We start from the raw sequence: 13,400 nt of genomic DNA, 5'->3' as shown, positions 1-13,400 counted from the left end.
AAGCGCACAAAATCCCTGACGTTTTTGAAAAAATAAAATAGTAAAATTCTAGAAGGCTACTTGTGCCAGTTGTTCTGGCATGAGAGTTATTCCAAAATTTTCAAGCTTCTTTAAAGTTGATACTAACTTATTTTTGTGATTTTTCTTTTCAAAGTAATCTGAGCCTAAATCTTCATATCTCTCATTCTTTTTGAGTAGTTGCCAAATGATTTGTAATATTGCGTGTGCAACTGCAACAATAGCTCTTTTCCTTCCTCTATGTGAGGCAATCCGTTTATACATTTCTCCAAAGTAAGAATCTTTTTTCAACACAGCTGAGTGAGCACAGACAACTAAAGTACTTCTTAAGAGTTTATTTCCCTTGTTTGTTCTTCCATTCTTTCGTTTCCCAGCGCTTTCATGATTTCCAGGACATAGTCCACCCCATGAACACAAAGCTCCGCTTGTTGGAAAGCGCGACATATCTGTTCCAATGATTGAAACGATCGTTTGTGCACTCGTATCTGAAATACCAGGGATGTCTTTGATTAATTCAACTGCGTTTTCTTCTTCTTCGTTTAGATGATTTGAAATGTCGTCATTCAGTTCTTTGATGTGCGCTTCAAGTTCTGAAATATGAGTTCGAATCACTTTGATCATCTTTGCCTGAATTGGGCTGATACAACCTTGCATATCTTTGATCAATTGTTTTTTAGGTGCTTTTAATCGTTTGGAAATCAACTTTTCTGCAAGAAGTCGTTCATAAGCTTCGTCGTCAAAAATTTCGCCAGAAACAATATAGTCAAGAAGAGCTTTTCCACTCTTACCATTAATATCGGATATTGTCCCAGATAGTTTGATATTCGCTCCTTCTAACATTTTCTGAAGTCGATTCTTTTCAGCACCTAAATCAACGATCAATGATTTTCTGTATCTACATAGTTCGCGAAGTTCTCTTTGACGTCTATTTGGAATAAAACTCGGTTTAAGAAGTCCATTCATTAACAGATCAGAAATCCATTCAGCATCTTTTACATCTGTTTTTCGTCCAGGAACTTGTTTCATGTGTTGAGCATTGACAACCATTGGGTTTAAATCATAGCCTTCAAGAATATTAAAAACAGGCTTCCAATATGAAGCTGTACTTTCCATCGCTACAGCTGCGCATTGATTGGCTGTTAACCAATCCACAAGATCAAGAAGATCTTGAGTTGATGCACCAAAAGAACGAATTTCAGTAGATTGTTTCGTTCTCAAACAAGCACCAAAATCTTTTTGTGAACATCGATACCACAACAAACCGCATATAGTCTTTCCATAATTACCTCCAAAAATAGAAAAGCGGCCGATCTTCTGCGAATTAATATTTTTTTCTACGTTCTCGAGCAGGGCGAATTATTCGTTCTGTTTCGAAACAGTCAGTGGTGCATACAGAAGATCTTCTATCAATTTTTTTTGCGAGATCAAATCTCAAAAAAGCAACGATCTCTTCCGCTAATTTCAGTATAGCAAGAGAAAAAAGACCGAGTGATCAAATTCACTCGGTTACATCAGGAGTGGTAGAGCCCGACTGTATGGTTATTTTTTTTGCTTTCATAATAGCTTTTTCCTTTCTTTAAGAATTTTTCGTACACAAACAAGCATATTTCGCCACAAAAACGAATAGAATATCCCTATTCAATTATGAAGTTTTTTAACATACAGTTTAGAAATACAAACATCATAATTAAGAGATATATCATCATATCTGTGTACTTTTCTTACATCTATATTAGATCTAAACGATATATTTTTAAATTTTTTTATCCTGTCGGCTTTTATTTTTTTGAGATCAGAGGCAATAGTTCGCTAGATATAAAAAAGAGGCACTGAAATAGGCCTCTTTTACATCGTGATTTATGGATTCAGACTAGACATTCAATACGTATTGATCTAAACGGCGGAAGGCTTCTTGAACTCGTGAAGTCGGAAGCGCTAAATTCATACGAATATGATTTGGTCCATGGAATGGTCGACCATCTTGCCAAATAACACCATATTCAATTCCTTTACGCATTAGGGCATCAACAGTCATGTCATGTTGTTTACACCATTCTGTGCAATCTAAAAATAACATATAGGTTCCTTGTGGTTTACTCAATTTAACACCTTGGAAATGTTCTTGGATAAAGCTATAGGCATAGTCGACATTCGTCGCTAAGACTTGATTTAGTTCGTCACACCATTCCATACCGACTTGACTATATGCGCCAATTGAAGCATGCATACTTAATACGTTCATCGAATTATAGTGCGATAAAGATGCATATTTTGCATAGCGATCGCTTAACGTCTTGTTATAGATAATGTGATAAGATCCAACAAGTCCAGCAAGGTTAAATGTTTTAGATGGAGCATAGAAAGCAATCGTATTGTTTTTCATCCAATCGTTGACCATTTGTAAAGGGATATGGTGATATTCTGCCCGCACGATATCTGACCAAATTTCATCACAGATCACTTTGACATCATATTTTTCACAAAGTGCCGCCAATGTTTCCAATTCTTCTTTTTCCCAAACTCGTCCTGATGGGTTATGCGGAGAACAGAAAATCATGGTATGGATATTCTCTTTGACAATTTTTTGTTCCATATCCGCAAAATCCATGCGCCAAATTCCTTGTTCATCTAATTTTAATGGCGAATGAACGAGTTGATATCCATAGTTGGATAATGATTTGGTAAAGCCAATATAAGTCGGAGAATGGAGAAGGACTTTATCCCCAGGCGCACAAAATAACTGCATTGCGCTCATCACGCCACCCAAAACCCCATTTTCATAGCCAATATGTTCGGGTTTTAATCCAACAACGCCATGACGAACTTGGTGCCAATGAATAATAGACTCGAAATACTCTGGACGAGGCTTAAAGTAACCAAAAGCACGATGTTGTAAACGCGTTTCCATCGCTTCTAAAATGGATGGGCAAGTGGGAAAGTTCATGTCCGCAACCCACATCGGAATCAAATCCAATCCTTCTTGAATCTTTAATTCATTTGCAGGTATGGTAGGTGCTGTACCATCTTCTTGGGGCACATGGACATATTCCACCGCAATCGCATCTTGATTATAGCGATCCATAATCGTTGTAAAATCGTATTTCATCTTATTTCATCCTCGCTTTTTTATTCTTCTTGGTCAGGTTCCAATAATCCGGCATATTTAAATGCTTGATACAAGCCATCATCGAGTACAGATGCAGTCACGTAATCAGCATGTTGTTTCGTCTCTTCTGTTGCATTGCCCATTGCGATCGCTAAGTCTGCAGCATCAAACATGGAAATATCATTTGCGGAATCGCCTAGAGCAATTGTGTGAAAGTCTTGTTTTAAAATATTGCGAATTGTATCAAAGGCACGACCTTTGTCGAATTGTTTTTGGGTGATTTCACCATTCATTAATTCATCTTCATCTTGAATGCCAAAAATCGTAAAGATCATATCTTCTTCTTCCAAAATTTGATCGAGTGATCCCATCTCGACATCCACTAAAGATAGTTTCATGACTTCTTGATAATCTTCTTCACTCATCTGTGATAAATCTGGCATATTTAAAAATTCAAAGAAGATTTCCGGTTGATCTTTATCTTGAATTTGCTTATTCAATCCGGCATCAAACCGTTGGCGACAACGATCATTACCGTGCAATTTATTGACACCTTCAGTCGCAATCCCAATATTAAATGCCGACAGTTTTTGAATTAAGCGTTTTGTTTTTTCTGCTGGAATAGGATTGTAGAAAATGCATTTTCCGTTAAGCCAAATTTCTGCCCCTGATGCATAGACTTGGCCATTTAAAGGTAATCCTTTTAAACTTGGCCAAGCTGCAAAGCGCGTTCTTCCTGTGTTTGAAAACACTAGATGGCCATTTTGAACTGCTTTTTCTATTGCTTGAATTGCAGAATCAGGAATGACTTCGTTCCACCACAATGTGCCATCTAAATCGATAAAAACTATTGATTTCATCTATGACTCCTATGTATTCACTTGGTGTTGATTGTTGTTCTTTAATATTCAGTATAACAAAACAATTTATGGATCTACTTATAACGGACATCTTGTCTTAAAGAGATGTTTGTTGATCATATTTAGGCAAATAAATCGTAAAAACTGCTCCATTTGTTTTATCTTCACGATCACTGACAACAAGAGATCCATCATGCGATTTCACAATGGATTGACAAATTGGTAAACCAAGTCCGACCCCTTTTACTTTTGCGCCCGTATCCGATTTTGTGGTGTAGAACATTTTAAACGCATCGATTTTTTCTTGACGATCTAAACCCATGCCATGGTCACTAATTTGAATCAATACGTTATGTGAGGAGAACTCTTCATTAACCATGATTTCAATCGGTTCGGTAGGTGGAGAATATTTAATCGCATTGTCGATCAAATTGATAATGACTTGTTTCATCAAAGCTGGATCGACTAAACAAGTTAAAACATCTTGCGGATATTCCGTGACAATTTGGCGTTCTGGATATCGTAACGAAATCGTTTCAATCGCCGAATCCACCACATCTTCAACAACCATCACTTCTTTTTTTATATTCATCGAATGATTTTGTAGGCGTGTTAATGAAAGAACATTGGCAACAAGGGCCGAAAGCCAACTACTTTCTTTATAAATGGAAGATGCTAATTCATATTCTTGAGAATTTTCATCGAGCAATTCCATCAACAATTCGCTTGTCCCAATGATTCCCGTTAATGGAGTTCTTAAATCATGCGAAATCGAGCGCAATAAATTGGTTCGATAACGCTCGCGTTCAACTTCTAATTGCGCCTGCGCTTGTTCTTTAGACAACATTAATTTATCAATCACAATACCCGTCGCTTCCGTCATTGTATAAATCATGCGGAAGTCAAAATCGTTAAAGTGATCCACTCGTTTTTCTTCAATTGCAATACTGCCAAGGATTTTTTGATGTCGATCAAAAAAGGGCCACTCATATTGTTTTTGCTGTTCATTGTAGTAATACCCTTTAGGTGGTTTCTCTTTATATTTTTTATAATCCCGTTGCGAATTGATCGGGACATCTTTTTGAATCGTATGATTTTTCATCAATGTAAATGTCGGTTTTACTTTTCCGTCATCATCAAAAAACACCATTCGACAATCTGTATTAAAGACATCCGCAATGTTATTGAGGGTTAATTCTACAACTTCATCCACCGTTTCTGCGGTCGAAAGATCTTTCGTTAAATGGTAAAGAACTTGGCTTTCTTTTTGTCTTCTTCTTGCGAGTTGTTCTCCAAGTCGTACACGGGACATAATGGATGACGAGATTAACGACATCAAAAACATCAATCCTGATACGATGAGCATATATGGCGTAATTTTTGAAAACGAAAATTTCGGAGCAGTAATAAAGAAGTTATATCCTAACGTCAAAATTGCAGATGTAAAAAATCCGTAATATCGCGTTGACGTTAATGCTGCTGTGAGAATAGCTGTCAAAAAATAAATCGCAACCGTTGTATCCGTTGGGGCATTGATAAGCGCAAAGACAAAACCAATCGTTAATGCTAATAAACTTAAGGCCAAGGTGAGAATACTATCTTTTATGCGCTCATAAATAAGTTCGTTTTTCTGATCCATCCATATTTCTCCATTTCTAATCCTAAACACGTACCCATGGAAATCATCCATTTTTCTTGATTTTATGATAAACAGAACACATCAGACTTTCCACTGCTTCATGCGCTTTGCTTTTTCTTGATCCTCTTTAAATCCGTTAAAAAAAGCTTTTATCTTGGCTTTGTCGTCCAAAGATAAAAGCTTAAAGTTGTATTGTCCTATAGATTGTTGTCGGTGAAGAAGACACTTTTCTTTTCCCCTTTGCCATAAGCAAGGGCATCTAATAAATAGCCTTGATATGTATCCACCAATTCATCTAAATAGCGAACAATACGTTCATCTTGATCTTCTAATACTTGCAGTGTGCAATTGGCTACCGCTGCTTCTGTTCCTGCTAGCATCGCCATGGCGATAATGCGCGGAAATCCTTTGAATTCCTCTGTGCAAAGTGATTTAAATGCATCGGATTCAACGATCGAAAAATAGACTGGTTGAATGTTCGTTGGTTGACAAAGAATATTCATCAAATGATCGTAGTTACGAATATATTGCACGACTTGTTCATGACAATAGTCCAATAACTCTTGATAGACGTGAACATTAGGCATGCTTGATGCTTGTGCACTTAATGCTCGGTAATTATTGTCCATCACCGAATAGGATAAATTTAAAATATCAAGTAGACGTTCTTCATCGAGAATCCGATGCAGATCTTCGTAAATTTTTTCCATACAATTACCCCCTTTAATGATCATCGGCATTGGGTTTAGATTCGTATTTGTAAATGCCTGTTTACGTAATCGTTTGACTCATCTTATTGTAACGCGCACAAACAAATCCTCATCCCATTTGAACATGTTTAACAAAATAGTAAGAAACATGAGGATAATCTCATCAAAAATGTGACATTTCCCCTTTAAGAAATGACATTCCGATCTTCTCAAAACTCTCCCATTTCATTTCACAATTATTTTTTTCTTTTTAGCGAGACCCACAAATCTTCAGGTTGAAGTTGCCTCACCCTCATTGTTTGTTTGATCGTTTCATACAATTGATACGTAGTCATGCAATCCGCTAAAGCACGGTGTTCATTAGAAATAAGATGTAAATAATTCGATAAATCCGTCAAACGATGATGGGCTAGTTCGGGATAAAGTTTCTTGGCAAATTGTAAAGTATCCATCAAATCGTTTTGAATCTCCATGTCGAATCCGGCATTCAAAAAATTAATATCAAAACGGATGTTATGACCTAAAAGCACATCATTGCCAATGAAATCTAAAACCATAGATTTGACTTCGTCGATATAAGGCATATGTTCAACCATTTCATTGGTAATTCCGGTCAGATTTGTAATAAATGGATCAATCGCTTGGCGCGGATGAATGAGTTGACTATAGCGCGATACAATTTTACCGTTACGAATTCGCAAAATTCCAATTTCGATCATTTCATTCTCTACACTAGATAATCCGGTCGTTTCCGTATCGATGACGCAATAATCGTTTAAAATCTTTTTTAGACAATGTTTTCGGGCCATAAATCTCCAACTTTCTATTGTATTTTCTATTCTATTTATACATCCAAAATCAGCATGTGTTTTATTTTTTATTGTTTCGTCTTTGTCTTTCCTTATTTCCTTCCATCCTTTCCAGCTTAAATAATCTACAAATAAGAAATGAATCTTTATGAATTTTATACGTTCTTTATTTTTCTTTTGATTTTCTTTATTTGAAAACGGTTGTTGTTTTAATGGGCTTTTAGCTTTATTTTAGCCGTTTTATTCATTACATTTGACATATACAGTCCGTAAAACAATAATATTCACCTCATTTCATATGAAGAAATATTTTCACAGACATTAATATCGCATTAAGGAGAACGAAGAAAGATGAATCCCTATTTTGCCGGCATAGACATTGGTTCTACAACTATAAAACTCTATATCATGGATCATAACGATACATGTGTTTATCAAAGTTATGTTCGCCACCAATCCAACATTCGCCAAGCTCTTCAAGAGGAGCTTGAACGAGTGAAAGAAAAACTTGGACCCATTACTTTGAGCATGATCATCACCGGTTCAGGCGGCTTAGGTCTTTCTAAACAATTGAATATTGAATTCGTCCAAGAAGTTATCGCTTGTACAAAAGCAATTGAAACGTATATTCCAGATTGCGATGTTGCCATTGAACTCGGTGGTGAAGATGCAAAAATCACCTATCTTCAAGGAACATTGGAACAAAGAATGAATGGTACTTGTGCTGGGGGTACGGGTGCATTTATCGACCAGATGGCAACTTTACTCAAAACAGATGCGCAAGGTTTGAATGAACTTGCTAAAAACCATACTTGCATCTATCCAATTGCCTCACGATGTGGTGTATTTGCGAAAAGTGATATTCAGCCCTTAATTAACGATGGGGCGAAAAAAGAAGATATTGCCGCTTCGATCTTTCAAGCCATCGTCAATCAAACGATTAGTGGATTAGCTTGTGGAAAACCCATTCGTGGCAAAATTGCTTTTTTAGGTGGACCTTTGTATTTCTTAGACTCTTTACGAGAACGATTTATTGATACGCTGCACTTAAAAGAAGATGAAATTTTGTTCCCGCAAAATAGCCAATTATACGTCGCAATGGGTGCTTGTTTATATGCCAAGGAAAAAGAAGCAACAATTGATTTAGATCATCTTTACGAAACGCTTTGTCATTTATCTTCTTCATCCAATATTGAACAATCGCGATTACAACCTTTATTTGAAGATGAGCAAGACTATCAACAATTTAAAGCACGACATCAAGCCGATCTGATTCCTTCACGCGATTTATATTCCTATCAAGGCGATGTTTATTTAGGTATTGATGTAGGGAGTACAACCACAAAAATGGTTTGTATTGGCCAAGACAAATCAATCCTGTATACCTTCTATGATTCCAACCGAGGGAATCCGCTTGATTTAGTCATTAAACAATTGAAGTACATCTATACCCTTTTACCAGATCAATGTGTGATTAAAAAAGTCGGGGTTACTGGATATGGAGAAGCCTTAATCCAACATGCGATTCAAGCGGATTATGGTGAAGTTGAAACAATCGCCCACTTCACTGCCGCAAAACAGTTTTGCAATGACGTCAGCTTTATTCTCGATATCGGTGGCCAAGATATGAAAGCAATGTCGATTCAAGATGGAATTATTCAAGACATAGTTTTAAACGAAGCTTGTTCATCGGGATGTGGCTCCTTTTTAGAAACATTTGCCCATTCACTTGGATATGAAATTGAAGACTTTGCCCAACTTGCCCTGCAATCCAAAGCGCCTCTTGATTTAGGCAGCCGTTGTACGGTCTTTATGAATTCAAAAGTGAAACAAGCGCAAAAAGAGGGAGCACAAATTGAAGATATTAGTGCCGGACTTTCTTACTCGATCATTAAAAACGCTTTATATAAAGTGATTAAACTGAAAAACAAAACACAACTCGGACAACATGTCCTTGTTCAAGGGGGCACGTTCTATAACGATGCCGTCCTGCGTGCTTTCGAATTAGAAACGGGTGTTGAAGTGATTCGGCCAAATATTTCTGGATTGATGGGGGCTTATGGAATTGCCTTAATCGCTTTAGAAAAAGATGACAACCAACCTTCTACTGTATTAACTTATGAACAACTATTACATTTCACATCGACCAATAAGATGTCTCGTTGCCAAGGTTGTACAAACCATTGTTTATTGACAACAATTACCTTCAATGATGGCCGTCATTTCATTAGTGGCAACCGATGCGAAAAAGGAGCAAATTTGCAAAAAGCCAACCGCGATTTACCAAATTTGTATCAATACAAATACAAACGCGTCTTTGATTATCCGCAACAACAATTTACGGATGCCAAAGCGACAGTCGGAATTCCGCGCGCTTTAAACATGTACGAAAACTATCCATTTTGGCATGCATTTTTTAGTGATTTACATTTTAATGTCGTACTTTCGGCTAAATCTTCAAAGGCGATCTATGAAAAAGGAATGGAATCCATTCCAAGTGAAAGCGTCTGCTATCCCGCAAAACTCGTTCATGGTCATATTGAAGACTTAATCGAAAAAGAAGTCGACTTCATTTTCTACCCCGCTATTTTATATGAGCGAGTTGAAAATCAAGATAGCGCAAATCACTACAACTGCCCTGTCGTTGCTGGTTATTCGGAAACAATTCGAAATAATGTGGATCATTTAGATCATCCCGATTCAAAATATATTCCTTTTTTGAATCCATTTTTATCATTGAATAACCCAAAAACAATGGCCAACGTTTTACATGAAGCACTTGCCGATTACGACATTGATAAAGACGCAATTGAACATGCGATTCATTGTGGTTTTCAATCATTAGATACCTACCATCAAGACATTCAAGAACAAGGAAAGCGCGCTCTTGAATACGTTCATGACCATCACATTCCGGGCATCGTTCTTGCGGGAAGACCTTATCATATTGATCCCGAAATTAACCATGGCATCGATCAACTCATCACGGGTGAAGGATTTGCGCTATTTAGTGAAGATAGTATTTGTCATTTTGATCATGATGATCTTTCCTTGCGTGTCGTCAATCAATGGACTTATCATTCCCGGCTATATCATGCCGCTCATTTTGTCAGCCGCCAAGCAGATTTAGAACTTGTTCAACTCACTTCCTTTGGTTGTGGATTAGATGCGATCACCAGTGATCAAGTGCAAGAGATTTTAAAAGCGCACAATAAAATTTATACTCTCATCAAAATCGATGAAGTCTCTAATTTAGGGGCAATTCGTATTCGGATTCGTTCTTTAAAAGCCACTTTGGAAAAAATGAAAAACAAACCGATTGTCTATGACGATCCCGTCGTTCAACCGCCAATTTTCACGAAAGAGATGAAAGAAGAAAACTATACGATTTTATGTCCACAAATGTCGCCGATTCATTTCCAATTCCTGGAAGAAGCGATGAAAGCAAGTGGTTATCGCTTTGAAGTATTGCCTTCCGTCGATAAAGAAGCAATCGAAGAAGGATTAAAATACGTCAATAACGACGCTTGTTATCCATGTATTTTAGTCGTTGGCCAACTGATGCGTGCCCTCAAAAGTGGTCAATATAATCTCAATAAAGTTGCTTTGATCATTACCCAAACCGGTGGCGGATGTCGGGCGACAAACTACATCTCGCTGATTCGTAAAGCACTTAAAGATGCCAATCTCGAACACATCCCCGTGATCTCGGTTAGCTTAAAAGGAATCGAGAGCAATCCTGGATTTAAAATCACTTTACCTTTGGCAAAACGTATCGTCATGGCGGGACTTTATGGCGATTTATTGATGCGTGTTTTATATCGCGTCCGTCCTTATGAAAAAGTAAAAGGATCCGCAAACGCCTTATATAAAAAATGGGTAGAACTATGTAAACAAAACATACAGAGTTCTAACGTGTTTGAATTTAAGAAAAATGTTTATCAAATCGTTCATGAATTTGATGAATTAGAACTATTCGATATTACAAAACCAAAAGTCGGTTTAGTGGGAGAAATCTTAGTTAAATTCCACCCTACAGCCAACAATGGCATCGTTAATATTATTGAAGAAGAAGGCGGTGAAGCCGTCATGCCTGATCTTGTCGACTTTTTCTTATATTGCTTCTATAACGCCTACTTTAAAGAATCCAATTTTGAAGGTCGGCATATAAGTACGGCCATTGCGCAAGCGGGTATTGATCTCGTTGATTTCTTCAGAAAAGACATCGTCAAAGCGCTAAATGCCTCTAAACGTTTTACTGCGCCAAGCAAAATCGAACACATTGCTAAACAAGCCAGTGAAATTATCTCTTTAGGCAACCAAACTGGTGAGGGTTGGTTTTTGACAGGAGAAATGTTGGAATTGATTGAAAGTGGATGTATGAATATCGTCTGCATGCAACCATTCGCTTGTTTACCCAACCACATTACGGGTAAAGGGGTGATTAAAGCGATCAAGAAAAAATATCCAACGAGCAATATCGTTGCGATCGACTATGACCCAGGAGCAAGCGAAGTCAACCAACTGAACCGCATTAAGTTGATGTTTGCTTCCGCAAAGAGAAATACTGAATTTAAATTTGAAGAAGACTAGGCTCTTCAAGTCAGAACATCCGAATGTATCTATCCAGTTTTACTTACCAAAAAAGAACATAGCGAATCAAAAGATTGGCTATGAAATGAGGTTATTCTATGTACATCCATAAAGTATATCAATGGGTTTTTATCTTCTTTATTTACAGCTTCTTTGGCTGGATTTGGGAGACTTCATTTAAATCCATTCAAAAAAGAAAGTTTATCAACCGCGGTTTTTTAAACGGTCCTTGGCTTCCGATCTATGGCTTTGGAGCACTGATCATTTTGTTTGTGACCCTACCCGTTCAAGACAACTTTGTTCTTGTTTTCTTGTTTGGCGCAATTGTCGCATCGATCTTTGAATTTCTCGTTGGGTATGGCATGGAGAAACTATTCCATGCGCGCTATTGGGACTATTCCCATTTACCTTTGAATATCAAAGGCTATATTGCCCTACCGATCTCATTGGTTTGGGGATTATTTTCATTGATCTTAGTCAATATCATCGATGTTCCAATCAGTCGTTTTGTCGCTCAATTCTCGGCAACACAGCTGATTGTCCTCGATATTATCCTCGCCGTTTTATTTGCGATCGACGTCGTTCTCTCGGTCATCCAAGCCTTAGACTTAAAGACAATTTTGAAAAACCTCGATTTACCACTTGAAAACAGAATTAAGATTTTGAACAAAGCAGAAAAGATTTTAAAACGAAATCCAGGCTTATTGTCTCGTCATCATGAATTGACAATCAATGATATTAAAACGCTCTTAAATGATCTCAAAAATCGAATTGAAAACTAAATACAAACAAAAAAAGATCTCGTCATGCAAGATTTCTTTCAATCTGCAGATGAGATCTTTTTTGATCTTATTTTATAAAGTATTGAATAATACGAAAGACTAAAGTCATCAAAATGAGTTTTACTCTCCACAAGCGTTGTACTAATTACTCCAATTTCTCTATGCTTCCTGATTCATTCGACTTTGATCATCGAATAAAAACGCAAGGACTCTTTGATTAAATGCTTCTGGTTGTTTGTAGGCGATGAAATGATCACCAGAAAGAATTGCCAATTGCGCATGCGCGATATGATTTGCAATGCATTGTGTATGTTGTTTTTGAATCATATCATTCGTGCCCGCAATGACTAATGTTTCATGTTGAATTTTTGAAAGTTCTGCTACAGGAATATGCGGATCATTGATCATGAGCCCAAGCATTTCCGCTTTTAATTTTGCTGATTCATTTCGTTTTGCAAAGCGTTTATAGAAGGCATATTCAATTTCAATGGGCCACAAAACGGATCGCTTCATCCCTTTTGGATCTAGATTTGCACCATTTAATACGAGTTTTAATACCCGTTCTGGATATTGCAAAGCAAAGATGATGGCAATATTCCCTCCATCCGAAAATCCAAGAAGATGAGCTTGGGGTATGTGATGTAAATCCATGAAGTTGGCTAAATCTTTAGCGAATTGGCGGATCGTAAATGGTTTGGTTCCACGTAACGTTTTGCCATGTCCTCGAGTATCGATCGCATACACATGGAAGTATTTTGAGAACTCTTCGTTTTGTGCTTGAAAACAATCGCTATTTTCGCCATTGCCATGCAAAAGAATGAGTGGCTGTCCACATCCTTTTTGTTGATAATAAAGTTCAATATCCATCTTCTATATCCTTATC

Annotated in this window: 8 protein-coding genes and 1 pseudogene; 2 read left to right on the top strand and 7 right to left on the bottom strand. The window is 37.2% G+C overall.

The genetic code is table 11. From position 1 onward, the window contains the following. Positions 1 to 48: 48 nt before the first annotated feature. The 6 genes and pseudogenes from ALLST_RS10775 to ALLST_RS09970 form a co-directional block, all read right to left on the bottom strand. A pseudogene (locus ALLST_RS10775) lies at positions 49 to 1,298 on the bottom strand (IS110 family RNA-guided transposase). Positions 1,299 to 1,888: 590 nt separating this feature from the next. After that, positions 1,889 to 3,124 (bottom strand): MalY/PatB family protein, encoded by a 1,236-nt coding sequence (locus tag ALLST_RS0103615; RefSeq protein ID WP_019892706.1) that lies wholly within the window; start codon positions 3,122 to 3,124, stop codon positions 1,889 to 1,891. A 20-nt stretch (positions 3,125 to 3,144) separates the two neighbouring features. Next, entirely contained in the window at positions 3,145 to 3,984 is an 840-nt protein-coding gene (locus tag ALLST_RS0103610) for an HAD-IIB family hydrolase (RefSeq protein ID WP_019892705.1), read from the bottom strand. A gap of 97 nt (positions 3,985 to 4,081) precedes the next feature. Then, positions 4,082 to 5,623, bottom strand: coding sequence for a sensor histidine kinase (locus ALLST_RS0103605; RefSeq protein ID WP_019892704.1), 1,542 nt, complete (start codon positions 5,621 to 5,623; stop codon positions 4,082 to 4,084). A gap of 197 nt (positions 5,624 to 5,820) precedes the next feature. Next, entirely contained in the window at positions 5,821 to 6,333 is a 513-nt protein-coding gene (locus tag ALLST_RS0103600) for a hypothetical protein (protein ID WP_019892703.1), read from the bottom strand. A 236-nt stretch (positions 6,334 to 6,569) separates the two neighbouring features. After that, a complete protein-coding gene (locus ALLST_RS09970; RefSeq protein WP_019892702.1) occupies positions 6,570 to 7,142 on the bottom strand; it encodes a 3'-5' exonuclease in 573 nt (190 codons plus the stop codon). Between the two features lie 351 nt (positions 7,143 to 7,493). Between ALLST_RS09970 and ALLST_RS0103590 the strand changes: the two genes are divergently transcribed. Beyond that, positions 7,494 to 11,735, top strand: a complete 4,242-nt coding sequence (locus ALLST_RS0103590) for a 2-hydroxyacyl-CoA dehydratase (RefSeq protein WP_019892701.1) — start codon at positions 7,494 to 7,496, stop codon at positions 11,733 to 11,735. Positions 11,736 to 11,833: 98 nt separating this feature from the next. Next, positions 11,834 to 12,517: a putative ABC transporter permease gene (locus ALLST_RS0103585; protein ID WP_019892700.1), complete on the top strand. Its 684-nt coding sequence runs from the start codon at positions 11,834 to 11,836 to the stop codon at positions 12,515 to 12,517. Positions 12,518 to 12,676: 159 nt separating this feature from the next. On the opposite strand, the gene ALLST_RS0103580 is transcribed toward ALLST_RS0103585, so the two are convergent. Next, complete coding sequence (locus ALLST_RS0103580; RefSeq protein WP_019892698.1) at positions 12,677 to 13,384, bottom strand: alpha/beta fold hydrolase; 708 nt, start codon at positions 13,382 to 13,384, stop codon at positions 12,677 to 12,679. Between the last annotated feature and the right edge of the window lie 16 nt (positions 13,385 to 13,400).

This window comes from Allobaculum stercoricanis DSM 13633 (genome assembly GCF_000384195.1).
Taxonomy (GTDB): domain Bacteria; phylum Bacillota_I; class Bacilli_A; order Erysipelotrichales; family Erysipelotrichaceae; genus Allobaculum; species Allobaculum stercoricanis.
This window is presented reverse-complemented; position numbering and strand designations above follow the sequence as displayed.